Genomic DNA, 23,777 nt, shown 5'->3' on the forward strand with positions numbered 1-23,777 from the left:
GGTTGAGGTTCGGGCCGCGCTCAGCCCTTGACGACCAGCAGCCGGTCGGTATTGGCGTAGTCGGACAGCAGCTCGCTGCCGTTGGCGGTGACGAGCAGCATGTCCTTGTTCTGCATGCCGAAGCCGTACCCCGTTTCATAGCACAGCGGTTCGAAGCCGAGCACCATGCCTTCTTCGATGAGCGCATCGCTGCCCGGGCGGCCGAGGATGGGCGTCTTGCCGAGGTAGGGATCCTCGTGCAGATGCAGGCCGATGCCATGGCCGACGAAGGAGATCGGCGGCAGCTTCATCTCGGCCAGCCTGGCGATGAAGGCATCGTAGATCGCGCGGCAGCTCGCGCCGGGCTTGACCATCTCCATGATGCGGTACTTGCAGTCCACCAGATGCTGCCAGATCTCGTTGGCCATCGGCGGTGCCTCCCGGACGACGGCGGTGCGGCACACGCCGGCCTGGTAGCCGTCGATCACCGAGAAGATCTCGACGCGGCACACGTCGCGCGGCTGCAGCCGGCGCTCCGACGGGCCGACGTTGGGCAGCATGCTGCGCTCGCCGGTCGCGATGATCATCAGCTTGAAATGCTCGGCGCCCAGCGCATAGACATTGCGCGTCAGGTGGCCGGCGATGTCCATCTCCGAATCGCCCGCCTTCACGGAGGCCAGCGCGTCGGTGATGGCTTGGTCGGCAATGCGCGAAAGACGGCGCAGCAGCGCGATTTCTTCCGGCGTCTTGATCTGGCGCAACCGCGCGAGGATGTGCTCGCAGCGTTCGAACTTGGCCTGCGGCAGCGCCGCCTGCAGGCGCGCGAGATCGCCTGCGGGCAGGTAGTCCATCTCGATGCCGATGCGGGCCTGCGCCAGACCGAGGTTCTTCAGCTGATCGGCCAGCACGCGCATCGCGTCGTCGGTGAATTCGGCCCAGATGCGCGTCGGCACGTTCGGTGCCCGGCGCTTCACGGTGCTGGCTTCCATGTCGACCGAGAAGAGCTCCGTCTTCGCATCCGCGGTGACGATCGCCATCGCGTGCCGGTGCCGGATCAGCGGCTGCGAGGGCACGACGAAGCCCGTCGCATAGGCATAGTTCTCGGGCGAGCACGACACCATCGCGTCGAGTCCGTTCTCGGCCATGGCCTTCACCTGCCGGTCAATGATTGCTTTGCGCATCTGGCACCTTCTTTGGTTTGAATGTGTCGCGCGACGCTCAGTCGCGTACCCGGTACTTCTCGATCTTGGCGAGGTCGACGTCGATGCCCATGCCCGGCGCGGTCGGTACCTCGATGCCGCCATCGACCAGCTTCATGGGTGCAACGATCAGGTCGTCGCGGTAGTAGATGCCGCCCACCTGGCCCTTCTGCCATTCGGCCGGCGTCGACACCGGGACCACGCACGACAGCGTGGCCGCCGGCGCCGCCGCCGCGAGATGGATGTTGGCGAGGTTGCCCACGCCGGTCTCGACGGAGCCGTTGACGTTGCAGATGATCCCGGCCGCACGGCAGACGGCGGCGACTTCCATCGCCTTGTAGAGACCGCCGGGCTTGGTGGTGTAGATCGAGACGATCTGCGCCGCGCGGCGCTCGCTGATCTGGATCACGTCGTGCGCATTCCACGCCGACTCGTCGGCCATGACGGGCGGATCGATCGCGCGCGCCACCTCGGCGATGCGCTCGATGCCCATGACGGGCTGCTCGACGTACTTGAGGCGGTAGGGCTCCATCGCACGCACGGTGGTGATGGCTTCGCCGGGCGTGCGATAGCCCTCGTTCGCATCGACGCACAGTTCGACATCCGGCCCCACTGCGCCGCGGACGGTGCGCACCATGTCGATGTCCCGTTTGGCATCGACGCCGATCTTGATCTTGATCGTCTTGATGCCTTCGGCGGCGACCTGCGCCACTTCTTTCTCCGCTTCCGCGATCGGGATCAGTCCAATGGAATGGGTCACCATCACACGCGAGCGCACCTTGCCGCCCAGCAGCATGTGCACGGGCAGCTTCAGCCAGCGGCCGGTGACGTCGTAGGCCGCGAACTCCACCGCGGCCTTCGCGTACGGATAGCCGCGAATCACCGCGTCCATGCGGGCGTGCATCTCGGCGAAGTTGCCGAGTTCGACGCCGATCAGCGACGGCGCGAGGTAGTTCTCGATGACGGCCTTCGCGATCAGCGTCGACTCGCCGAAGTAGCGGCCGAACTCGCCGCCCCAGTCCTTCAGTGCCGGCGCCTCGCCCCAGCCGATGCGCCCGTCGCTGTCGGTGATGCGGGTGAGCAGGTAGCGGCCGATGGTTTCCGTGAGGCCAGTCCACTTGTGCTCACGGCGGGTGGGCAACTGGACGAGCAGGGTTTCTATGGACTGGATCGTTGGCATCGACTGAACTCCTCGCGCTGGGCTCACGCATCTCGGCAGACCATCTGCAAAGAAATCAAAGCGTGATCACAGTTTGTGATCAAATAAGCCTGTTGTCAAGAGTTCATGCCCTGAGTGCCGGCCGCGTGCCGCACCATCGCGGATGGATTCGCCACGGAATCGGGCACGGAGGTCCGCCAACCATGATCGTTGAAATCACCAACTACTACGCCCGGGCCGGACAGGCCGAAGCCGTGCTGGCCCAGCGTCGGCACGCCAGCGATGTGAGGGCGCGGCTCGGCCTGCCGGCGGGCCGCATCTTCACCAAGCTGGAGGGTGCCGGCCCGGACGTGCGCTGGGAATGCGCATTCGAGACGCGTGCCGCCTATGACGCGGACATGGCTCGCCGCGCGGCATCGAGCGAATTCGCCGACACCCGCAAGACCATGCACACGCTGCTGGAGAAGTTCGAACGCCACCTGCAGCAGGAAGTGGCGCCGTAGCCGTACACGTCGACAGGTGCGGCTGGCGCCCTCAGAACGGAACGCCGTCGAGCGTGCCCATCTTGCCGCTGGCGAAGTCGCGCTTCGTCTGTGCCAGGCGTTCGGGCGTGTCCATCACGAAGGGCCCGGAGAACAGAACGGCGCCCTCCACCGGCAGGCCGCCCAGCAACGCCACGTCGACCGGATGCTCGCGCGTTGCAGTGATGCTGATCCGGTCGCCCGGCGTCAGGATCGCGAGTGCGCCCGCGCCGATGACGGCCCCTTCGCTGCCGACCAGCGAACCGTCCAGCACATACAGGCCGAGTTCCTGCGTGGCATCCACCGACAACGAGACGGTCGCCGACGGATCGAGATGCACATGGGCCAGCGTGGTCGGCGCCGCGAGCTTCATCGGCCCGCGGACACCCTCCACCTGCCCGGCGACGACGCGTACGCGCGCGCCCTCCTGCACGATCTCCGGAATGTCGGCAGCGCGAAACGATGCATAGGCAGGCTCCACCAGCTTCTGGTCCGGCGGCAGGCTGGTCCAGAGTTGCAACCCATGGCGTCCGCCGGCCGGCTGCTCGGCGTGCAGCATGCCGCGGCCGGCGCGGATGTGCTGCGCATCGCCCGGCCCGAGGTGATCGACATGGCCCAGGCTGTCGCGGTGTTCGACGCCACCTTCGAGCAGATAGCTCAATACCTCGATGCCCGCATGCGGATGCGGCCTGTCGCCGATGCCGCGCTGGCTCCGGTGGCGGTAGTGATCGATGAAGATGAAAGGTCCCAGCGCCGTTCGCTGTGCGGAAGGCAATGCACGCCGCAGCAGCATGTCGCCGTCGTCGATGAGTGGCTCGGCCTGGAGCGTGGTGGTGATCGTTCGTGTTGTCATTGCAAATGCTTCGAGGATCGTGACACTATTGATTTTTCACGATTGCTTTGCAAGGAGTTTCCGATGAGCAGCAACATCCGCGCCCCACTGCCTGACCGGAAGGTGACCACGACCGACGAATTGATTGCAGCCACCCGCGAGGGCGGCGCCCAGCGCTTCATCGTGCACGGCAAGCTCGCGAACGCACCCTCCATTCGCCTCGCGCCGGGCCAGGCCTTGTGCGGCGAGGACGATCAGTCCTCCATCACCTTTGCCGACGGCAGCGAAGGCCTGCAACTGACGACGGACAACGAGATCCGCCTGCTGCGCCTCACGGCATCGCCGGCGCAGCGCGTGATCTTCAACGACACGCAGGTCGACAGCCTCGGCCGCATGCGGCTGACGCGCGTCACCGCGACCGGCCAGGTGCAGATCCTCGCGCGCGATGCCGTCAAGGGCGGCCACGTCGATGTCGACGGGCTCGACATCGTCGCGGCCGACGCGCGTGCGCGCAGCGACAGGCCGCAAGGCTTCGGCGTCCATGTGCTGCAAGGCGCGTTCACGCTCTGGAACATGCAGCAGGACGAGCGCAGCGTCGTCACGGCCAGGCTCGTCGGCCTGTCGGCAGGCCGCGAGGGCGCGCCGGTGCGCGGCAGCGGCATCTTCGTCAGTGGTGCCGGCTTCACCGGCGGGAAACTCGTCGCGGCGCTGCTCGAAACCGGCGCGGTCTACAGCGACGGCGGGATTGCGCCGGGCACGCCCGACCAGATCACCGGCGGCGTCTTCACCGTCTTCAACGCCCATGTCGACGAGGTGCGCAACCGCGGCCCTGTCGTGACCTACGGCGTGAACGACATGGTGCTCGACAACTGGGGCAACGTCGACCGCTGGACCGTCGAGGAGAAGCTGACGTCCTATGGCCCGAGCGGCATCGGCTTCGTGAACTTCAACATCGTCAACACGCTGAAGGTCCGCGCGCCGATCGAGACCTTCGGCGCCGGCGCGCGCGGCTTCAACGTCTATGCGGGCACGGTCGGCCTGGCGGAGTTCGATCGGGTCACGACGCATGCGAACGGCGCAGTGGGCATCCAGATCAGCCAGCCGATCGGCCGCCTGGTGGTGCATCGCGGCGTGGAGACCTTCGGCGGCACCGGCGATTCGCTCGTGAAAGGCGTGGTGATGAAGCTCGCGGCGATTGCGCTGAGCATCAAGCCCGGCGGGTCGGCACAGGCGATCGAGATCGACGGCGGGCTCACGACGCATGGCGAGGGCGTGGCACCGATGGAGCTGCACGGCGCGATCGGCACCTTCAAGGTCGGTGGTGGCCTTGCGGCCGCGGGCGGCGGATTCGACAAGATCTGAGGCAGCGCACCGCCGGCATATCGCCGCAGTGCTCGCGCGTCCGAACATTCGGAAGACCGAAGTCTTCGTGGAGGTTTCATGTCGGAAATCCAGCACTGCGACATCCTCGTCCTCGGCAGCGGCGAGTCGGGGAAATACCTGGCATGGACGATGGCCAAGACCGGACTGCGTACCGTTGTCATCGAGCGCGCACTGATCGGCGGCTCCTGCCCGAACGTCGCCTGCCTGCCGAGCAAGAACGTCATCTACAGCGCGCACGTGGCCGCGCTGTTGCGCCGCGCAGCGGAGTTCGGGATCTCCTGCGCTGCGCTCGGCATCGACATGGGCGCCGTGCGCGATCGCAAGCGCAGGATGGTGGATGACCTGATCGAGATCCACCGCAGGAACTACGCGGCAAGCGGCGCCGAACTCGTCATGGGCCAAGGCCGCTTCGTCGCGCCGAAGACCATCGAGGTGGAGCAGGAGGACGGGACCACCACCATGTTCACCGGCGACCGCATCTATCTGAATGTCGGCACGCGCGCCACCATTCCCGACACCCCGGGGCTTCGGCAGTCCCGGCCGCTGACGCATGTCGAAGCGCTCGAGCTCGACCGTGTTCCAGAGCACCTGGTCGTTCTGGGCGGCGGCTATGTCGGGCTCGAGTTTGCGCAGCCGATGCGCCGCTTCGGCAGTCGCGTGACGGTGTTGGAGCGAGGGCCGCAGCTGGCGGCGCGCGAGGACAGCGACGTGGCCGAAGCGCTGATGCGGCGCTTCTCGGAAGAAGGCATCGAGATCGTGCTCAACGCCGAGCCGATCGACGTCGAGGGCCGCTCGGGAGACAAGGTGCGGCTTCGCATCCGCACGGCGTCCGGCACGCAGCTCGTCGAAGGCAGCGACATCCTTGTCGCTGCCGGACGCATGGCGAACACACAAGGGATCGGACTCGAAGCAGCAGGCGTCGCGCTCGATGCGCGGGGCTACGTCAAGGTCAACGAGCGTCTCGAGACCTCGGCCGAAGGCGTCTGGGCGATGGGCGACTGCGCGGGAAGCCCGCAGTTCACGCACGCAGCGTTCGACGACTTCCGCATCGTGAGGGACAACCTGAACGGCGGCCAACGCACGACGCGCGATCGCATGATGCCCTATTGCATGTTCACCGACCCCGAGCTCGGACGGGTCGGCCTGAACGAGTCCGAGGCGCAGCGCGCGGGCGTGCCCTACCGCATCGCCAGGGTCGCGATGGCGGCGGTGCTGCGAACACGCACGATTTCGGAGACCTACGGCCACCTCAAGGCGCTTGTCGCCACGGACAGCGATCGCATCCTCGGCTTCACCGCATTGGGCGCGGGCGCGGGTGAATTGATCGCGGTGGTGCAGACTGCGATGCTCGCGGGTCTTCCCTATACGGCACTGCGCGACAGTGTCCTGGCGCATCCGACGATCGCCGAAGGTCTCACCGTCCTGTTCGCGAACGAACCGACTCTGCCTGCAGCCGCCGGTTGACCGCGTGAGTGACCGGCCCATCGGCCTGAAAGTCGCCCCCCTGAATCGATCAGGGTGCGACTCTGCTGCAGCTTTCCCACACCACCATCGCCGCCCGAGACGCGCGCAGGATCCGGCAGGAGGTCTAATGCCTGTTTCGCTGCTGCATCAGAATGAAGACTCCAGAATCCATCGCCGAGCTCCCGCGGGGTCGCATCGGACAATGAGAGGAACGGGATGCCTGCCTCGATCGTCAACCTGCATACAACTTCCTTGCGACTTCTGAAATGAAGGCCCTCGACTCGCTGCGGATCTTCGTGATCACCCTGAAGAAGGGAAGCCTCTCGGCCGCGGCGCGCAGCCTGAGCCTGTCGCCCGCGACCATCTCGCGCCGCATCAGCGCGCTGGAGGAAGAACTCGGCGTGCAGCTGGTGGACCGCACCAGCCGCAACCTCAAGGTCACCGAAGCAGGCCAGGCCTTTCTCGAACGCGCCGAGGTGGTGCTCGAAGCGATGGCCGAGGCAGAGGAAGCCGCGCGCAAATCCAAGCTGGTGCCCGAGGGACGGCTGCGCATCCACTCGCGCACGCAGATCGGCCAGCGCGTGATCGCGCCGCTGTTGCCGCGCTTCGCCGAGCGCTATCGGGACGTCCGGGTGGAGTTCGAACTGTCCGAGCACCCCGTCAATCTGGTGGAGCAGGACTTCGACATCGACATCCGCACCGGCGAATCCAACGATTCGAGCTTCGTGATCAAGCGACTCCTCAGCAGCGAAGAGGTGCTGGTAGCCAGCCCGTCCTTCGTCAAGGCGCACCCGCGCATCCGGCATCCGAGCGATCTGCCGAACCTGAAGTGCCTCACCTACCGCCGCGAGCGCGAGAGCACCACCTGGAAGTACATCGACGAACAGGCGGAACAGCAGGTGCTGCCGATCGAGGGCGTGCTGAGTTCGAACAACGGCGAAGTGCTGCGCATCGCCGCGATCGGCGGCATGGGGATCGCGCTGCTGTCGGAGCCCACCGTGCGCAGCAACATCGGAGACGGCTCGCTGGTGCGGCTCTTGCCCGAGTACCGCCTCGCGGTGCGCGGGTTTTCCAACGGCATCTACGCGGTGTTCCGCCAGAGCCGCACCCTGCCGCTGAAGGTGCGCGCCTTCGTCGATTTCATGGCCGAGGCGCTGCGCGAAGACGCGGCACCGTGAGGGCGACGCAAAGCAGCTTTGCAGCTTCTGCCTTTCCGCCGCGGCCGCCGGCTCCTAGAGTTGCGCGAATGAACGAACAAGCCGCTGCTCCTCCGCCCCTGCAGGGCATCCGCGTCGTCGAACTCGGCAACTACATCGCAGGCCCCGGCACCGCGATGACGCTCGGCGACCTCGGCGCCGAAGTGGTGAAGCTCGAATCGATGGAAGGCGACATGTCGCGCCACACGGGCCACTTCGGGCACGCGATGCTGCGCGCCTACAACCGCAGCAAGAAGTCGATCGCGCTCGATCTGCGCAAGCCGCGCGGCATCGAGATCGCGCGCCGCCTCATCCTGCGCGCCGACGTGGTCGTGCAGAACCTGCGACCGGGCGCCGCCGAGTCGCTCGGCCTCGGCGCGGATGCATTGCGCGCGATGCATCCAGGGCTGGTCCATGTGTCGATCAGCGGTTTTCCGGCGGGTGCGCCTTCGCGCGATCGGCCGGGCTACGACATCGCGGCGCAGGCGGAAAGCGGCCTGATGTCGGTGACCGGCGAAGCGCGAGGCCTGCCGCAGAAGGTGGGCGCGACCATCATCGACGCGGCGACCGTTCAGGTGGCGGCCCAGGCCGTGCTCGCCGCGCTGTTCCGGCGCGTGCGCACCGGCGTCGGGGAAACCATCCGTGTCTCGCTGCTGGAAGTGGCCCTGCACCTGCAGTTGCCGAACTGGAGCGACTACCTGGCACGCGGCGTCGAACCGACACGCAGCGGCGACGGCCAGCCGATGAACGCACCCGCGGCCGACATCTTCCGCACACGAGACGGCATGGTGGTGGTCTCCGCCTATGTGCAGTCCCATTGGGTGCGCCTGTGCGAAACCATCGGCTGCCCCGAACTCGCGACCGATGCGCGCTTTCTCACCAACGAGCTGCGGGTGGCGAACCGGCCGGCCATGAAGGTGGCCGTGAGCGAGCGCCTGTCGCGCCACGACACGCGCGAATGCGTGGACCTGCTCACGCGCAACGGCATCGTCGTGGGGGTGGTGCGCAGCTACGGCGACGTGCTGGCGGGCGAGGACTTCCGTTCGAGCCGCATGGTGATGGACGTCGCACCGAACGGCGATCGCCCCGGCTACGCCAGCTTCGGCCTGCCCTACGAACTGTGCGGCACGCCGCGCCGCCGGACCGAGGCCGCGCCTGCGCACGGCGCACACACCGAGGAGATCCTGCGGGATGCCGGGTTCAGCGACGACGAGGCGGCGCAACTGCTGGAGGCCGGCGTCGTGAAGGCCGCGATGGCCGCCGGCACCGCGGCCTGAACGGCCTGCCGGGCCTGGCCCGAGCCATGGCCGCACCCCTGCCCCGTGTGCACGACATACAAAGCTGCTTTTCATTCCTTGCAGATTTGCAGGCGATACCCGGCGATAGACTGCGCCGGCGACCCCGACGCGCGGACATCGATGCCGCCGCGGGCCCCGCTCACAAGGAGACAAAGTGCGTTATCTGAAATTCATCGCCGGCCTGTCGCTGGGATTGATCGCGGCGCTGGGCGCGGCCCATGCGGAACAACCCACCCGCATCGTGGTCCCGTTCGCGGCCGGCGGCGGCACCGACCAGTACGTCCGCATCCTGGCCTCGGAGCTCACGAAACGCGGGATGCAGATCATCGTGGAGAACAAGCCCGGCGCGAGCGGCATCGTCGCCGCGGACTACGTGGCCAAGTCGCGGCCGGACGGCCGCACGGTGCTGGTGTCCTCGCTCGGCACGCTGGCCAACAACACCATCCTGTTCGACAAGCTGCCCTACGACCCGGTCAAGGATTTCGCGCCGGTCTCGCAGATCGCCTACCAGCCCGCGATCATCGTCGGGCGCACCGACCTGCCGTACAAGAACATCAAGGAGATGGTCGAATACGCCAAGCTCCATCCGGGCAAGATCAACCGCGGCTCGCCGGGCTCGGCCATCCTCACCAACCTGGCGCCGATGAGCTTCGAGAAGTCGATCGGCATCAGCACGACGCATGTGCCCTTCAACGGCGATACGCCGGCGCTGCAGGCATTGCTCGGCGGGCAGATCGACATCGACGGCACGTCCATCACGGGTTCGCTGCCCTACATCCGCAGCGGCCAGCTCCGCGTGCTCGGCGTGATGGACAACCGCAGGCTTTCGCAGGTGCCGGAGGCGCCGACCTTCAAGGAGATGGGCTACGACGTCCAGGCCGTGCTGTGGTATTCGCTCTCGGTGCCGGCAGCCACGCCGAAAGCGGCGATCGAACGGCTGAACCACGCTGTCAACCAGGTGATCGCCGACCCCGAGTTCGTCACGCGCGCCCACGCCATCGGCATGGAGCCGCGCGGCGGCACGCCGGAGGAACTGGCGAAGTTCGTCCGCACCGAGTTCGATCGGTGGGTGCCGTTGTTGCAGAGTTTGAATTTGCCGAAGCAGGGGCAGTGAGGGGCGCCAGTCCGGGCAGCACGGTGGACATGCCACCATCCCGTGGCAGCCATTCGAGCTGACGCGCTACCATGGCCAGGTCCGTCTGCTGACCGCACGCGGAGTTGGAGGATTGTTTGATCATGGTGACCTCGCGCCGATCAGACGAAAGCGTTGACCTTGTAGCGATGCTGGCCGCGCCCTATCGAGCGGCAGTCGCCTACAAGGCGTTGCTGCAGTTCGGGTCGCGAGCGCTCCCCGCAGTTCGGGCCGGGCTGCAACATCGCAGCGCGGACGTGCGTTTTCACTGCTGCCGATTTCTCGACCGCTACCTGCAGCCCGATACGCTTGCCGACTTGCTCGATATGCTGAACGACAACGACGAGCGCGTGCGCATCACGACACTTCATACGTTGGCTTGCGACCGGTGCAAGGAAGGATCGTGTCGGCCAGAAGAAGCGGATGTTCTCCCTCGGGCAATAGAACTGCTGACGGAGGATCCAAGCGCCCATGTTCGCGCAATGGCGATCGAGGTCGTAGGCCAGTTCGTCCACTGCAATCCGGAAGCTGTAGCGGCGATAGAAGCGGCCGCGCGATCGGACGCGAGTTCCACTGTTCGGAAGAAGGCAGGATGGTATGCCCCGGGAGGGACCATTCACAGGCGGTCCGTACCGAGAGAATCCAGGATTGCGTCGGCCCATGGCCCGCAGAATTAGAAGCAACGCAGGTTCACCGCAAAACTGGCCGAGCCCCGATGAGAGACATCGACGACTGGCGGAGAGGTCGTCGGCGAATCACACTATCAGTCCGTGCTGCAGCGACTCGCGGGAGACCACGGCACCGACAGCGCCGACGCTGATTGTGAAGCCGCGTTGCGTCCAAATGACCAAAATCGATACGACAAGAGCGCTGTCGAAGTGTTGGTCTCGGGCCAACGGGTCGGATTCATGTCTCGTGAAGACGCGCGTAGCTTCCGCAGAAGATTGGGCCACAAGAAGCTGACGGGCCAGACTACCTATTGCAATGCAAGAGTCGTCGGGGGCTGGACCGACGCGCAAGGTGCCAAGAAGCATTACGGCTTGAAATTGGACCTCAAGACTTTCGACAGCTGACGCAGCGCCCTTCCCTCAACCTCCGCGCCATCGAGATCGACGGCGAGTCTTGGTTCATCGCGACCGGCGTGTGCCGCGTGCTCGGCATCGCACCGCGAGACGTGCACGAGCGCCTCGACGCTGATCCGTGGCACGAAGCCGCGCCGATGTCACCGAGCCGGAGTGAAGTGCCGCAAGGTGACGGCCCTAGCGCCAGGGAGCCCCCCAATCTGATCGAGTGAAGTCGCCCAAGGTGACGACTCTAGCGCCGAGTGCATCCAGCAAATCAATTGAGTGAAGTCACCCAAGACGGCAACCATGGCGCGGATCGCTCGCCTACGCATCGAGTGAAGTTGCCCAAGGCGACAACCATAACGCCAATCGTTGCGATATATCTTTTTTCCCGCTCGTGCTGATCGGTACTGTTTCCATTTTAGCCCATGCCGGGCGGGCATCGAGCCCCGGCACTTCCAAGGACTCCAAATGACGACTGAGAACAAGTCGGGCGCAAGCGTGCCCGAGACCCGCCCGCGCATCTGGGTCGAGCCAACAACGCCCGAACAGATCGACACGCTGGAAGCTCGCTACGAAGCGCAACGCAAACCTGCAGGCTGTTCCTGGGATCCCGATGCGCCCCCGGGTGTCGGGGGATATCGACAGCTTCGCCTAACGTCCCGGACGCATCGCTGCAACAAGTGCGGCAACGTGCAGGAGCCGGCGCAGTTCAACAAGAGCCGCGATCGGTGCGTGACTTGTCAGACGCTGGACAACCGGGCAATGCTGACGAGCAACGGCCACCCGAGCGCAGCCGGCTATGCGGGCGTGACCCTGGCGCATTCATGGGCGCCTAGGGAAGACGATTCCGGCCCGTTCGATCCTGCCGGTCGCTATGTCCGTTTCTGGAACGACATGGGTCAACGCCCCGGCCCTGGCTGGAGCATCGACCGCATTGCGCTTTCCGCGGATGCCCTGTCCGTCGCTGTACTTGGAGGACTGGCGCGCGCGAGATGCTTGCCGCCCGCGCCCCACCGCAGCGCCACTTGAACCGAGGCCCAATTGCTCGGCCGTGATCCCGTAGTGCTTGATTGCGACCTTGATCCGCCCGATAGCGCCGCCGACTTCCATCTCACGAACTTTGCCGGCGCGTTGTTGAAAAGCTTCGATCTGCTTTTGAATCTGCGTGTAGCTCTGGTGCATAGTGACAGATGCAAAAAGTTGGGTTGAGCGATGACCGGAACGACCGCAGTCAATGCCACGGCCGGTCACAATTCGCTCACCATGCCCACGAGCGGCCAGCACATCGGGCAGGCCACCTCGTCCTCTCTTGCCGATCCTGCCTACTAGCGATAATGCCTGTTATCGATGCTCATTATTTAAGCAACCTCTGCACGAGACTGCTGGCTGCTGGATGAGCCCCTCGACTCAGACCGAAGGCGTTGGCCTCTGTTCCCGGAGCGTCGTAACCTTTTCCCCGGGTCGCAGAAGAATTCCGTCGTGGTGTGGCTCGAAGCGGTCCAAGTGCATCGCTAGATCACGCCGAAGGTGACGGGCTACAGTCGGCCACATCCGGGCATTGGCGATGCGGCGCATGACCGTCTGCAATGCCGCGATGAGCTGACTGACGATCGACAGAACCTACGTCTACAGCTTGGGAAGCTGCCGTTCTGCCATTGAACTACACCCGCGATGGAGAGTAGCGGCTGCGATGCTGGACGACGACGCGCACGCAACGTTCTTACCACCTACCCGCGCCATGGGGTGATGCGCGGTAACCATCGCCTCACGTTCGCCCGATAGCGCTTGTACTCGTCGCCGAACTGCTCGCCCAGCGCAGGCTCTTCGTAGGCGACAACGAACAAGAAGAATCCGGCCCACACGATCGCGCCGTACTCCAGCACCGTGACGCTCCCGAACAGGAGGCCCTGGCCGGCGATCAACGCCGTGACTGCCACGTATATCGGATTGCGGACGTAGCGATAGAGCCCGGTGACGACGAGGCGCTTGGGAGGCATCACGGGCGCCGGTGTGCCGAGGCCCTGCAACGCGAAGCGAGCGAACGAATCGAGCAAGATGGGCAACCCGGCGACGATGAGGGCGGCGCCGAGCACGCGCGCGATCGGGAATAGCGGAGGCGCGGAGTGCCAGTGCGTGAGGTACCAAGGGACGTACACGGCGAGCGTGCCCGGAGCGATGACCAGGAAGATCGCGGAACCGATGATCGCGGCGGCGCGCTGCACGATAGGATCATACTCAACGCCGCCGCGAATCGTGCGGATTGGGCGAGCGCTGGCGTCGCGTGATGTCCTGCGCGAAGTACTTGTTGCGTTCGAGCCAGCGATTGAGGTCGCGCGCGACCATGTGCGGGTCGCGTCTACCGTGTTCTCGAGCCGGCCGCTGATGATCCCGCTCATGGATGCGTGGACCACTCGCGCATCGCCCGATGGCCCCGCCCGAGCAGCGATGCCGAAAACTCCATCACGAATGAAAAAATCAGCCGCGAAATCAATCTGGAGCGATCAGAGGGTTCAGAGTCGTTCGATGAGATCGCCTGCAGGCCGTTGATCCTGCTTGCGGCCGAGTTCAAGGCGCTGCGCAGCTCGACAGTCATTCGTGTTGTCGGTTTTCACCATACCCTGAATTTTTTGCAACCTAGTTTGAATTCGCCCCCGCCGCCGCCCGCGCGCGTTGGCGACCCCCGGCCGGGCCACCGCCCGCCTCCGGCTGCGCCGGGTTTCCTGAAAGCTCCTCCCGGCTCGATTGCAAAGATGGACTCGTGAGGACTCATGGTGCCGCGGGATGTCGGTCGCGGGCCGCCCGTACGGGACAGAATCTTTTGTACGGACGTGTGTACCCGATTGAACAGTTGAGCAATCTGATGTAGGGTCCACCGCGGCCTCCATCGCTCCCACATCAATGCCTTCTGGATGTCTGTGTAGTAGGTTCGCGTCCGGTAAGCCATCTGCAACACTCCTTCTGCCTACGGCAGTCATCAGTGTGTTGCATCGACCGGTTGAATCCGCAGCCAGTAGCCGACATTCGCCTCCCAAACTCAATTCGCCCGATAGCCGACCTTGAGCCACTCTCTCCGCAGTTTTGATGAGATTTCAGCTGCAGCAATGCTTGGCCCGGCTGGACCTTGGCGGTCGAGGCAGCTGTTGTGGCAGCATGCTGCCAAAAACCGAAAGCCGGCACTTCCGCAGCAATGGACAATCTATGATCGACTACGACTTCAATCGACCGTATGTTGGGGCAGAGTCCCTGGCCATCTATCGCGCAATCGATTCGGACGTTGCTACCCGATTCGGAAGTCTCGTTCGTGCGACCGACATGTCCAACTCGGAGTACGCCGCTCGGCATGCGAGGTTTTCAAGGGCGAACAACATGAAGCCTCCTCCAAGCCACAGCCGGAAGTTCAGCGGGTACCTAGTTGTTCGGAAGCTCGGACATCCGGACCAATACGAGACGTGGATGCCGGACCATGTTTTCGACGAAGTGTATGCCCCATGCCCCCCAGTGGGTCGTGGGGACGGCTGAAGTCGGCCATAAGCGGACCCTCGTCGCAGGCTCACAACGACGCCATCGTGAGCGTGTGCGCACTGACCAAGGTGGGGACAACAATCGGCCAGACCCCGCCGTGCGACGAGACCTTCAAACCTAGACGACCCCGCTATCCATGAGCCAGCTTTCTTGGGAAGACCTATTCACTGATGTTGCACACCTGGACTTCGAACGCTTGTTTGCTGAATGGCCGGGCCTCGTCGTCGGGTCGGTTCGTCCCATTGGGGCCTCAGCCTTCGGCGACCTGTTCTTTGAGCGAAGGACGGGCGGTGTTGAGAAGCTGGACGTGCTGGAGGGCGGCCTGCACCCGGTGGCAGCGACCTTTGAGGAATTCTCGAAGTTGATGAACTCCGAGGACTGGCAAAAGATTCACTTGCTCAGCAACGGGGTGGCGTTGCTGAAGCAGAAAGGGGGCTCGAAGACGCAGGCGCAGTTCTTTGGCTTCGCACCGCACCCATCCTTTGCGGGAAGAATCGAGTGGTCGTCGGTACTGCCGCTGGACGCCGCCGTCTGGCACTCCATTTGTGCGCAGACCCTCGACCGCCCCGCCCCTTCTGCAGCGCCATCAAGCGACCTGGCCGGTCAAAAGAGGCCTTGGTGGAAAGCCTGGTAGCGGCCAACTGCGGACCTTCGCGGTGACCCTCCCATTTTTCACCAAGCACAACTGATGCAGTTCCTGTTTGAAATTGAGGACGTGTTCGACATCGGCGGTCGAGGGTGCGTGCTCGTGCCTGGCGTGCCGGACGCGCTCCGACGCGACGTGAAAGTTGGAAGACCTCTTCTGCTCATCACGCCCACGGGCAACGAGGTGCGGACGAGCATCGAGGCGTTCGAGCACGTCCGTCGGGGGCGTCCGATGGCGCATCTGCCGTTTTCGTTGCCGCGGACAGTCACCAAGGCGGATTTGCCTCTAGGCTCGAAGGTTTATCTTCTTGACGCCACTGGCGCCTGACGGCCAGGAGCGGCCGTTGCGCGGCGCTGCAGAAATCGCCCGGCAGTAGACCTTCGCGGGCGACATCGAAAGCCGAGCCGGACGGTGAATCACTGAACGTGAAGCACGTGCACACCAACCTCCGCATCCTCCACAATCGCGACACCGCCCTCCGGGCAAAGACGCGTGCTTCGCTCTATGGATGCCCTTGCAGAGATTCTCTTGGTGCTTACCGGAAAGGTCCTCGTGTTCGCGCTGTCCCCGGGGTCCTGGAGGTCTGAATCGATGATGGGCAACGAATCAGGTATTTTTGCGGCGGCAGGCGCGCTCAGCTTTGTTCGCGACGGACGCCGAGTCGTCACTGTCACGGGGCAGGAGTTGCTAGGGATGGCCTTCTACGGATTGCTGTTTGCGGGATTTATCGCTGTGATGCTGGCCTTCAAATGAAGGCGTCGTCCGGCGGCAAGCGGCCGAGGCTGTGTGAAAACGTCATTGAGCGATGTTTTTGGGAGTCTTCGACCCCTTGGCGCCTTCGAGAAAACGCGACCTACGCCGTTCTGAGCGATCGATTGTTTCGACGACGTCGATGCGTTCGCGTTTTCACACAGCCTCGGCCGAGGTTGTGTGGAAACTCCCTCGATGGTCGCCTATATTGAGCCAACCCGTCTGAGCGAGGTGGTGGCCCATGAAGCGATTCATCGAAGGCGAGGACCGACAGCAGGTCACTCTGCTGCCCGAGTGCCTTGACGACTATATCGGCGAAGACAACCCGGTGCGAGTCGTGGACGCGTTCGTCGAGGAACTGAATCTCTACGCACTGGGCTTCGAAGGCGTTGATCCGGCGGCAACGGGTCGGCCTTCTTACCACCCGTCGGTCCTGTTGAAGCTCTACATCTACGGTTACCTCAACCGCATCCAGTCGAGCCGCCGCCTGGAGCGCGAGGCACAGCGCAACGTTGAACTGATGTGGCTCACGGGTCGCTTGGCGCCGGACTTCAAGACCATTGCCGACTTCCGTCACGACAACGGTCCCGGCATCCGCAACGTCTGCAAGCGCTTCGTCGGCCTGTGCCGCGACCTCAAGCTGTTCTCTCATGCCATCGTCGCCATCGACGGCAGCAAGTTCAAGGCGGTCAACAGCCGCGACCGCAACTTCACTGCCGGCAAGATCGACGCGCGCCAGCGGCAGATCGAGCAGAGCATCCAGCGCTATCTCGACGCCCTGGAGACGGCCGACCGCACACAGCCGACGGAGGTCGAAGCCAAGACCGAGCGCTTGCAGGACAAGATCAAGAAACTGCGCGAGCAGATGAAGCGGCTCGACGACACCAAGGAAGAGTTGAAGAAGGAACCCGATGGGCAGCACTCGCTCACCGATCCCGATGCGCGCTCGATGAACTCGCAAGCCAAAGGCTCGGGTCTGGTGGGCTACAACGTCCAGGCGGCCGTCGATGCCAGGCGCCACCTGATCGTGGCGCACGAGGTGACGAACGTCGGCAATGACCGTGCACAACTGAGCAAAATGGCCAAGGCTGCGCGCGAGGCGATGGGCAAGACCAAACTGCAAGCGCTCGCTGATCGTGGGTACTTCAACGGCATGGAGCTCAAGGCCTGCGAGGACGCGAGCATCACGACCTACGTACCCAAGCCGATGACCTCGAACGCCAAGGCCGAGGGGCGCTTCGACAAGAGCGACTTCATCTATATCGCGAAGGACGACGAGTATCAGTGTCCCGCAGGGCAGCGAGCCATCTTCAGGTTCAGCACGATCGAGAAGAGTGGCCTGAAAGCACATCTCTACTGGACCAGTGCCTGCCCCAACTGCCCGCTGAAGGACCGGTGCACGCCCAGCGACTATCGGCGCATCCGGCGATGGGAGCATGAAGCAGTGCTCGAGCGCGTACAGCAACGCCTGGACCGCAAGCCTGTTGCCATGACACTGCGCAGATGCACCGTGGAGCACGTGTTCGGGACACTCAAACACTGGATGGGTTGGACGCACTTCCTCACGAAGAAACTGGAGCACGTGAACACCGAGATGAGTCTGCACGTGCTGGCATACAACCTGAAGCGGGTGATCGCGATCCTGGGTATTGCCAGAACGACGAAGGCGATGAGATTGCTGGGGGCATGAGCCCCTTCGGTGACCTTCGCGACTCGTGCAGCGACTCTGAGGCGTGAGCAACGCCGAGTTTGCGCGACAAGACCACTGGATGACTCCGTGGCGCCAATGACGGGAACAAGCCCGTGTGTTCGGCATACTCGCAAGTCAAAGCTGTTTGCACACAGCCTCGGCCAGGACCCGACATTCGCTGCCGGGGTCCACTTCGCCGTACAGCGGACGTTCCGCAGCTCCCTCGCAACACTATGGATGGTGTCTGACCTGCTCCTGGCCGGAGCGCGTGCACACCAACGCGGCCTCCGAGGAGAATGAAGCCGAGGCCGATATTTGAGCCGGTCCCGACTATCGAAGAACCAACCGGCGACTGTTGGCCGCCATCCCTGACACCCAAGATGCTCAGCACAAAGTTCCCCGCCGCAGTACTGCTCGCTGCCGCGTTTGCCATGCCAATTGCCGCTATGGCAAGCAGCGAGACGGCTGCCATTGCGAGATATCTCAACGCGTCGAGTTACGCGGTTGCTGCCATGAAGAACTCGGCCTCGGCTGCCAAGACTCAGAATCCTGGACTTGCGGACGCCCTCGAAGCTTCCCTGAGCTACTTCGACGCAAGTAGGTACGAGGAACTCATGGGCGAAGCTCTGGACCGACAGCTAACACCAGGAGAAGTGCGGGAACTGGTTGGCTTCACTAGCAGCGAAGCTGGGCGAACGGTTCAGCCAATATTTCGTATGGGAACTACTCGGGCGGAAATCGCTGCGGCTGAGAAGCAAATTCCTGCCCGATTCAAGCCAGCAGTTGACCGGTTTGTCACGTCTGCAGCACTAAGCCGAGCTTTGGCCGCGATTGAGTCGGATGAAGCCAGAGCAGCTCGCCAGGCGTACGGGGAAGAACTCATGTGCGCGCACTTTGCCAAAGCGGATGGGGCAGCACTGGTGCGGTTGAAGCAGATGGGAAAGTGCCCCAAGGTTTGAGCTTTCTGAGTGCAGCGTGGGGCGGGTGCCGGCCAAGAGCGGTCGGTCGCACCCGTCTGCATGGAACAGTCCATCATGCAGGTTCTAGCCGAGAGAAATCCGAACCAGCGAGCGTCCATGAAAAACAAGCGCCTCTTTTTCACCCAAGTGACTATCGCAGTCACCGGGCTCGTGACGCCGTGGCTGGTTCCCCAAGCTTGGTTAAGCTACATCCTTGTGACTTGCCTCGTTCTTGGACTCGTCTGGGGCGTGCTCGCCGCGATCAGCGCCAGAGGCGGTGACCTGAGCCCAGGGCTCGGGGCGCTCTCTTGGCTAGTGCTCGGCACGGAAAAACCTGCAGCAGAAGTTGCTGACACGCGCGCGTTGACTCTGTTCTGGATCACGGTCCTCTATGCGGGTTCGTTCAGCGTCGGGGCATTCGCGGCGGTTCTCGCATGACGTTCCTTGCGAGCGGCCGTGATCGGCCAAGACCGGTCGTCCACCGACAAGGCTCAATTCACGTACAGTCGGCCCGCCTGGACGCCTGAGATGGGAGTTGTGAAAGACAACGGCCACGATGTGGTGGTGTAGCGCTGGCTGCTCGACGAATACTTCCGCCCGAGACCCGGGAGCAAGACAATCGCGGCTTGCCACCTTAAGGAGCGCCTCATGAGATCCGACGACGCCGGCAAACTCGTGCTTCGCCTTGGCCTTGGCCTTGGCCTCATCATCCTCGTGCATGGAATCAGCAAGCTGAGCGGAGGCGTTGACTTCATCTCCGGCCTGCTCGCATCGCACGGACTGCCGCCCGCGCTTGCCTATCTGGTCTACGTCGGCGAGATCGTGGCGCCGCTGCTGCTTGTCGTTGGCCTCTATTCGCGACCGGCGGCCTGGATCGTCGTGATCAACATGGTGGTAGCTATCGGCCTGGCGCGCTACAAGGACATGTTCGTTATCGGCAAGGCTGGCGGCTGGGCGCTGGAACTTGAGGGTCTGCTCTTGATCTCGGCGGTCGCCGTGGCCTTGCTCGGCGCCGGCCGCTTCAGCCTGGGCGGGAGCGACAATAAGCTCAACTGAGCGGATGCTGACGGTGTCCGCGATGTCGAGGGCTGGGCCAGGGACGGTCGTGAGCATGGTATCGAAGACCGACGTCAAGCGGCTGTTCTTTAGATGCCTTTTTCTATCGAGCCGAAAAGCAGGCGTCGGATCCGCTCACCGAGTTTTACTAGTCGGCCTCTGACGGTGGTTGCAGCGGCCCTCCGAGATCGGTGTGCTTTGCGTTCGTGGCGTAAAGCGGCATTGAAGACTTGGACGCTTTGCGGGTTGCGCTTCCAGACCCCGATAACCGTGAAATTGCCTCGATTTGAGGGCGCGAAGTTGGGGATGATGTTGATCTGTTCAGCGCCGATCCGACGCAGGATCTGGGCACGAGCCCTCGCGACCTTGAGGAAGTCGTCGCGTCTTTCAATGGGCGAATTCAAAGAGACCCTGATCGTTGTTACTGCCGCGAAATGCTCAGCCAAGAATGCGACTGCCTCAACGAGCACAAGATTCCTCGACACCCGGCTAAGCCGCATTGGGACTGCTGAGGGCACGAAGCGGTCGAGATGAACCTCGTGCCCACCCGGTGATACGGTCACTGCCCCGATGGTCCCGACATGCATCTCGCCCTCGCAGAAACGCATGGGCTCCCGAGTTGGTACGGCGCAGACCCAGGCCCTGTGATGCGGAGCTCGGCGATGGCCAGCGATTGCCACGCAAACGAATTCCTGGCGAGCGGTGAGGGATCGTGGTTCAAGCAAGCCCAGCCTGACCCGCGGACAGCCAGGTCTTCCGCACCGGCACGAGCGCTGCCGCAGCAATCGTGACCATGTGCGCGGTCCCGCGACCACCCTTGAACGCAACCACGAGCTCCGGACGACCCTCGCGCAGCATCTGAGAGTTCCTGATAGGAACAGCACGGTGCTCATAGCGTTCCCAGTCTGCGCGGTACGTTGCAACTTCGATACCTCGTGCGATGGCCCATCGGCGTGCGAGGCTGTCCGCACCCGTCGCACCGCCTTCGATCACGAGCGTGACGGGTTGGCGTGCATGAACGTTGTCGAGGACATTCACGATGAGTGTCCAGTCGTCGTAGTAGCGTCCGCCACAGACAAGTACCCTCATGCTGTCGGGTCAGGCGGTCCATGAAGAACGCCCAGGTCCACATCTAGGCATTTGCGTCCACGGCCTTGCGGCGGTCTTTTCATGCTTTCTGCTTAAAGATGGAATCGCCAAAAAGCGAACCCCACCGAAGCGGGGTTGAGTGAATATGCACTAACTGGCGTCGATGATAGCCTCGATGTCCGCGATTTATGAGACCTTGGAAATATCGCGTGGTGTAGTACAGGGCCATGCTAGGCACTCGCGTTTATTCGCCGATCCCGAATCGCTGAAAGAGTGCCGTCTTCAGCCGCTTGATCTCCACCATCGCGTCTGACTTGGGAGCTTGCTGCCCGGACAAGACCGCCGCGGCTTCGCCAGCGGCGTCCCTGGCAACGCGAGCATTCAGCGAGCATCGAACCAATTCGCGCTTCCGATCCTTGGGGTCCACAGTAGCGAAGTCCTTCATGAGTGCTTCTGCAACTTCAAGCGCCGCAACTGCCGCAGACAGTGTCATGTGGATGCCAGCGCGCACGCGATTTCCATAGTCAGTCTCTTCCTCCACCTTCGACTCTTTCTGTCGCTCGTCGGGAGAAAGCATGCCGATGTCGGTGGGAGCGAAGTACGGGACGGCTTGGGCGCCATGCTCTCGCGCCGAGATCACCTCCTGGAGCGCGACTCTGACCATCTCGACGGTCTCTAGGTCTGGGGTTTGCATAGCTGTCCTCATTCACCTCGGGAGGCGGGATCTGAAAGTACGAGCGCCGCGCGATATGCGGTGCGACCCGCAGTCTTGGCATCGGATGCCAGCTTCTTCCACTTGCGTTCGCGGTCGAACGGCGTTTGGTCGGAAGGCTCTTCAAACAGCGAGTGGCAAACGGCAAGCATCGCCATGGAAGACATCAGGCAAAACTGAATCGCCGCCAGCTCCGGGCGTTTTAGATTGCTCGTCGTCTCTTCGTTCCGCACGCGCTCCTCCTCGGCTGGCGAAAGCGAAAGCAGGTCCGTTGGGGACGTGAAGTGGACGTCTGGTTCGCTTCTCAAGACGTGATGCATCGTCTGCTCTACGGCGTCCACCGCGCGCTGCAACAGTTGCAAGGAGACCGAGATTCCGTCCATGAGCACTGCCAATCTTGTTCATTTTTTACAACTTGGTTCAAGTGTAAATCTTGTGTAAAGCAAAATGTGAAATAAGTATATACAGCCACGTGTACCTACTATTTCGCAGGTCTCGATGCGCTCGCCTACCCTTCGAAGTCGCTAGCGCCACCGCGCTTTTGCACGCAGGGTTCACTCGCTCAGCAAGATGCTCATCGCCACAGTTAATACAAATGTGTGCAATTGGCTGCAGCGAGGACACCTTAGTGGCAATTCCTCAGCGACACGTTCTCCACCGGCGCGGTGGACAAGCCTGTGGAGAAGCATGGGTGCATCGTTGCAATCCGTTACCGGGCGCGCGTCGCAACGCTATGCCCGCAAAAGCGGCATCTTGCTCACCTTCGCCCGCTCAGCAATAGGGAGCCGCAGTTACTGCGAATCCACCACAGTTACTGACACGCGTGCGCCACTCCCCCGAGGAGCCCGAATCGGCGCGGCCGAGATCGAGGGTCGAAAAAGCTCTGAGGCCGTTGCTGGAGACGGTCCCCCGCGGAGAGGTGGCCAGCGGTACAGCCGGCAGGGCCGGGTCACCGCTCGCTCTGAGCCACAGAAACACCTGACGGCTCGCGGCTTGTTCCGACCAGCACCGCGAGGATGCTGGCCGGCTCCGAACTGCGATTGCGCCACGCGTGACGTGTGCCGTTCTGTACGTATGTGTCTCCGGCAACTGCGCCGGTCGATCAGCTCGCATTCGAGCGTGGCGAAGAAGCTTTCGGCCATCGCGTTGTCGTAGACATCGCCCACGGTGCCCATCGACGGTCGCACACCCATCTTCTTGCGGCGTTCGCCGAAGGCAATGCTGGTGTATTGGCTGCCTTGGTCGCTGTGATGGATCACGCCGTCGGGCTTGCGCGGTTGCAGTGCCATGTTCAGCGCCGCCAGCACCAGATCGGCGGTCATCTGCTCGCCGATCACCCAGCCCACGACACGCCGGCTCCATACATCCAGCACGATGGCCAGGAAGATGAAGCCCGCCCAGGTCGGCACGTAGGTCATGTCGGCGACCCACAGCTCGTTGGGGCCGCAGGCAATGAACTCGCGTTTGACCAGATCGGGTGCCGGGGGTTGTCGCTGGTCGCGTCGCGTGGTCACGATGAAGCCACGGCGCCGACTGACGCCTCGGATCGCATTGACACGCAACCGCTCAGTTCTCGCGTGTCGTCGTTGCTTCGACAGACCCCCGGCTTGAGCTCGATGCGTCAGCGGCTGAAGGCGTGAGCGACTCGGAAATCCCCTTGCATCGCGCCAAATTGAACGCCCGCTTCGGAGGAAACTCTACAGCCGGTATGGGCCCTAAGCCGTCTCCGGCTCCGCTCCGAAGCAGTCGTTCAATGCAGCCCCGAGCGACTAGACGGGGAACTGCGCGTCAGTCGTCGGTACGCGAACGCTTGATGTCCTGCGCAAGATGCCATGCATTGCTGCTAAGCGCTTGAAAGCGCTCGTTCAGCGCTTCATGCCCGGGCTTCCAGGCGAAGGTGCCATCGCGGGTTGTTTGACCCAGAACGAGGTCGTTGATTGACCCCATGCCGCCGTAGGCCTGCAACAAATACTCAACACCTGAACCGTCGCCATCGGCCAATCTGCCAGCAGCCCGACGTACCCACAGACTCCAATGACGGTCGCCGTCGCTCTCGAGTAGCTGCGCGAGCTCCTCAAGAGTGCTCAATAGTTCTTGAATCGCTGAGTCCATGATTCCCCGAC

At 63.4% G+C, this 23,777-nt stretch carries 26 protein-coding genes and 2 pseudogenes; 17 read left to right on the forward strand and 11 right to left on the reverse strand.

The features are described from left to right. Window positions 1-20 precede the first annotated feature (20 nt). Complete coding sequence (locus tag E5P2_RS21410; protein WP_162569170.1) at window positions 21-1,160, reverse strand: M24 family metallopeptidase; 1,140 nt, start codon at window positions 1,158-1,160, stop codon at window positions 21-23. A gap of 37 nt (window positions 1,161-1,197) precedes the next feature. Next, entirely contained in the window at window positions 1,198-2,358 is a 1,161-nt protein-coding gene (locus tag E5P2_RS21415) for a mandelate racemase/muconate lactonizing enzyme family protein (RefSeq protein ID WP_162569171.1), read from the reverse strand. A gap of 182 nt (window positions 2,359-2,540) precedes the next feature. On the opposite strand from E5P2_RS21415, the gene E5P2_RS21420 reads away from it, so the two are divergent. Continuing rightward, window positions 2,541-2,840, forward strand: coding sequence for a hypothetical protein (locus E5P2_RS21420; RefSeq protein WP_162569172.1), 300 nt, complete (start codon window positions 2,541-2,543; stop codon window positions 2,838-2,840). 31 nt (window positions 2,841-2,871) lie between these two features. Here E5P2_RS21420 and E5P2_RS21425 read toward each other — a convergent pair whose 3' ends face one another. Then, window positions 2,872-3,711 carry a pirin family protein gene (locus E5P2_RS21425; RefSeq protein ID WP_162569173.1) on the reverse strand — a complete coding sequence of 280 codons (840 nt, stop codon included), beginning with the start codon at window positions 3,709-3,711 and terminating at the stop codon, window positions 2,872-2,874. Window positions 3,712-3,774: 63 nt separating this feature from the next. On the opposite strand from E5P2_RS21425, the gene E5P2_RS21430 reads away from it, so the two are divergent. The 8 genes from E5P2_RS21430 to E5P2_RS37825 all read left to right on the forward strand — a co-directional run bounded on the left by E5P2_RS21430 (window position 3,775) and on the right by E5P2_RS37825 (window position 12,259). After that, window positions 3,775-5,052 carry a hypothetical protein gene (locus tag E5P2_RS21430; RefSeq protein ID WP_162569174.1) on the forward strand — a complete coding sequence of 426 codons (1,278 nt, stop codon included), beginning with the start codon at window positions 3,775-3,777 and terminating at the stop codon, window positions 5,050-5,052. 78 nt (window positions 5,053-5,130) lie between these two features. Beyond that, complete coding sequence (locus E5P2_RS21435; RefSeq protein WP_162569175.1) at window positions 5,131-6,537, forward strand: mercuric reductase; 1,407 nt, start codon at window positions 5,131-5,133, stop codon at window positions 6,535-6,537. Between the two features lie 266 nt (window positions 6,538-6,803). Further along, window positions 6,804-7,715 (forward strand): LysR family transcriptional regulator, encoded by a 912-nt coding sequence (locus E5P2_RS21440; RefSeq protein WP_162569176.1) that lies wholly within the window; start codon window positions 6,804-6,806, stop codon window positions 7,713-7,715. Window positions 7,716-7,783: 68 nt separating this feature from the next. Next, a complete protein-coding gene (locus E5P2_RS21445; protein ID WP_162569177.1) occupies window positions 7,784-9,010 on the forward strand; it encodes a CaiB/BaiF CoA transferase family protein in 1,227 nt (408 codons plus the stop codon). 175 nt (window positions 9,011-9,185) lie between these two features. Then, entirely contained in the window at window positions 9,186-10,145 is a 960-nt protein-coding gene (locus E5P2_RS21450; protein ID WP_162569178.1) for a Bug family tripartite tricarboxylate transporter substrate binding protein, read from the forward strand. A 167-nt stretch (window positions 10,146-10,312) separates the two neighbouring features. Then, window positions 10,313-10,840 (forward strand): HEAT repeat domain-containing protein, encoded by a 528-nt coding sequence (locus E5P2_RS38365; protein WP_443083559.1) that lies wholly within the window; start codon window positions 10,313-10,315, stop codon window positions 10,838-10,840. 93 nt (window positions 10,841-10,933) lie between these two features. Next, window positions 10,934-11,236, forward strand: a complete 303-nt coding sequence (locus E5P2_RS21460; RefSeq protein WP_162569180.1) for a hypothetical protein — start codon at window positions 10,934-10,936, stop codon at window positions 11,234-11,236. 462 nt (window positions 11,237-11,698) lie between these two features. Continuing rightward, the gene (locus tag E5P2_RS37825) at window positions 11,699-12,259 is read left to right on the forward strand and encodes a hypothetical protein (protein ID WP_232080791.1); all 561 of its coding nucleotides are present in this window, start codon (window positions 11,699-11,701) and stop codon (window positions 12,257-12,259) included. Window positions 12,260-12,957: 698 nt separating this feature from the next. Here E5P2_RS37825 and E5P2_RS21470 read toward each other — a convergent pair. After that, on the reverse strand, window positions 12,958-13,452 hold the full coding sequence (locus tag E5P2_RS21470) for a methyltransferase family protein (protein ID WP_162569182.1): 495 nt from the start codon (window positions 13,450-13,452) through the stop codon (window positions 12,958-12,960). Between the two features lie 180 nt (window positions 13,453-13,632). Between E5P2_RS21470 and E5P2_RS21475 the strand changes: the two genes are divergently transcribed. Further along, window positions 13,633-13,992, forward strand: a complete 360-nt coding sequence (locus E5P2_RS21475) for a hypothetical protein (RefSeq protein ID WP_162569183.1) — start codon at window positions 13,633-13,635, stop codon at window positions 13,990-13,992. Between the two features lie 14 nt (window positions 13,993-14,006). On the opposite strand, the pseudogene E5P2_RS37830 reads toward E5P2_RS21475, so the two are convergent. Continuing rightward, a pseudogene (locus E5P2_RS37830) lies at window positions 14,007-14,174 on the reverse strand (IS30 family transposase); the annotation flags it as partial. 714 nt (window positions 14,175-14,888) lie between these two features. Between E5P2_RS37830 and E5P2_RS21480 the strand changes: the two are divergent. The 7 genes from E5P2_RS21480 (at window position 14,889) to E5P2_RS21510 (ending at window position 19,853) form a co-directional block, all read left to right on the forward strand. Further along, window positions 14,889-15,386, forward strand: a complete 498-nt coding sequence (locus E5P2_RS21480; RefSeq protein ID WP_162569184.1) for a hypothetical protein — start codon at window positions 14,889-14,891, stop codon at window positions 15,384-15,386. A 54-nt stretch (window positions 15,387-15,440) separates the two neighbouring features. Next, the gene (locus tag E5P2_RS21485) at window positions 15,441-15,725 is read left to right on the forward strand and encodes a hypothetical protein (protein WP_162569185.1); all 285 of its coding nucleotides are present in this window, start codon (window positions 15,441-15,443) and stop codon (window positions 15,723-15,725) included. Between the two features lie 264 nt (window positions 15,726-15,989). Then, entirely contained in the window at window positions 15,990-16,151 is a 162-nt protein-coding gene (locus tag E5P2_RS21490; RefSeq protein WP_232080792.1) for a hypothetical protein, read from the forward strand. A gap of 238 nt (window positions 16,152-16,389) precedes the next feature. Next, window positions 16,390-17,838, forward strand: coding sequence for an IS1182 family transposase (locus E5P2_RS21495; protein ID WP_162569187.1), 1,449 nt, complete (start codon window positions 16,390-16,392; stop codon window positions 17,836-17,838). 380 nt (window positions 17,839-18,218) lie between these two features. Beyond that, complete coding sequence (locus tag E5P2_RS21500) at window positions 18,219-18,797, forward strand: hypothetical protein (RefSeq protein ID WP_162569188.1); 579 nt, start codon at window positions 18,219-18,221, stop codon at window positions 18,795-18,797. Between the two features lie 60 nt (window positions 18,798-18,857). Next, a complete protein-coding gene (locus tag E5P2_RS21505; RefSeq protein WP_232080793.1) occupies window positions 18,858-19,235 on the forward strand; it encodes a hypothetical protein in 378 nt (125 codons plus the stop codon). Window positions 19,236-19,445: 210 nt separating this feature from the next. Next, window positions 19,446-19,853: a DoxX family protein gene (locus tag E5P2_RS21510; protein ID WP_162569190.1), complete on the forward strand. Its 408-nt coding sequence runs from the start codon at window positions 19,446-19,448 to the stop codon at window positions 19,851-19,853. A gap of 89 nt (window positions 19,854-19,942) precedes the next feature. Here E5P2_RS21510 and E5P2_RS21515 read toward each other — a convergent pair whose 3' ends face one another. The 6 genes and pseudogenes from E5P2_RS21515 to E5P2_RS21540 all read right to left on the reverse strand — a co-directional run bounded on the left by E5P2_RS21515 (window position 19,943) and on the right by E5P2_RS21540 (window position 23,766). Continuing rightward, complete coding sequence (locus E5P2_RS21515) at window positions 19,943-20,299, reverse strand: hypothetical protein (protein ID WP_162569191.1); 357 nt, start codon at window positions 20,297-20,299, stop codon at window positions 19,943-19,945. 271 nt (window positions 20,300-20,570) lie between these two features. Beyond that, the gene (locus E5P2_RS21520) at window positions 20,571-20,942 is read right to left on the reverse strand and encodes a DUF2493 domain-containing protein (RefSeq protein WP_162569192.1); all 372 of its coding nucleotides are present in this window, start codon (window positions 20,940-20,942) and stop codon (window positions 20,571-20,573) included. 244 nt (window positions 20,943-21,186) lie between these two features. Then, window positions 21,187-21,636 (reverse strand): hypothetical protein, encoded by a 450-nt coding sequence (locus E5P2_RS21525; protein ID WP_162569193.1) that lies wholly within the window; start codon window positions 21,634-21,636, stop codon window positions 21,187-21,189. A gap of 8 nt (window positions 21,637-21,644) precedes the next feature. Beyond that, on the reverse strand, window positions 21,645-22,037 hold the full coding sequence (locus E5P2_RS21530) for a hypothetical protein (RefSeq protein ID WP_162569194.1): 393 nt from the start codon (window positions 22,035-22,037) through the stop codon (window positions 21,645-21,647). A gap of 699 nt (window positions 22,038-22,736) precedes the next feature. Beyond that, window positions 22,737-23,195, reverse strand: a pseudogene (locus E5P2_RS21535) (IS3 family transposase); the annotation flags it as partial. Window positions 23,196-23,442: 247 nt separating this feature from the next. Beyond that, a complete protein-coding gene (locus E5P2_RS21540) occupies window positions 23,443-23,766 on the reverse strand; it encodes a DUF6966 domain-containing protein (RefSeq protein WP_162569195.1) in 324 nt (107 codons plus the stop codon). Window positions 23,767-23,777 lie beyond the last annotated feature (11 nt).

This window comes from Variovorax sp. SRS16, from assembly GCF_901827165.1.
In the GTDB taxonomy this organism is placed as follows: Bacteria; Pseudomonadota; Gammaproteobacteria; order Burkholderiales; family Burkholderiaceae_C; genus Variovorax.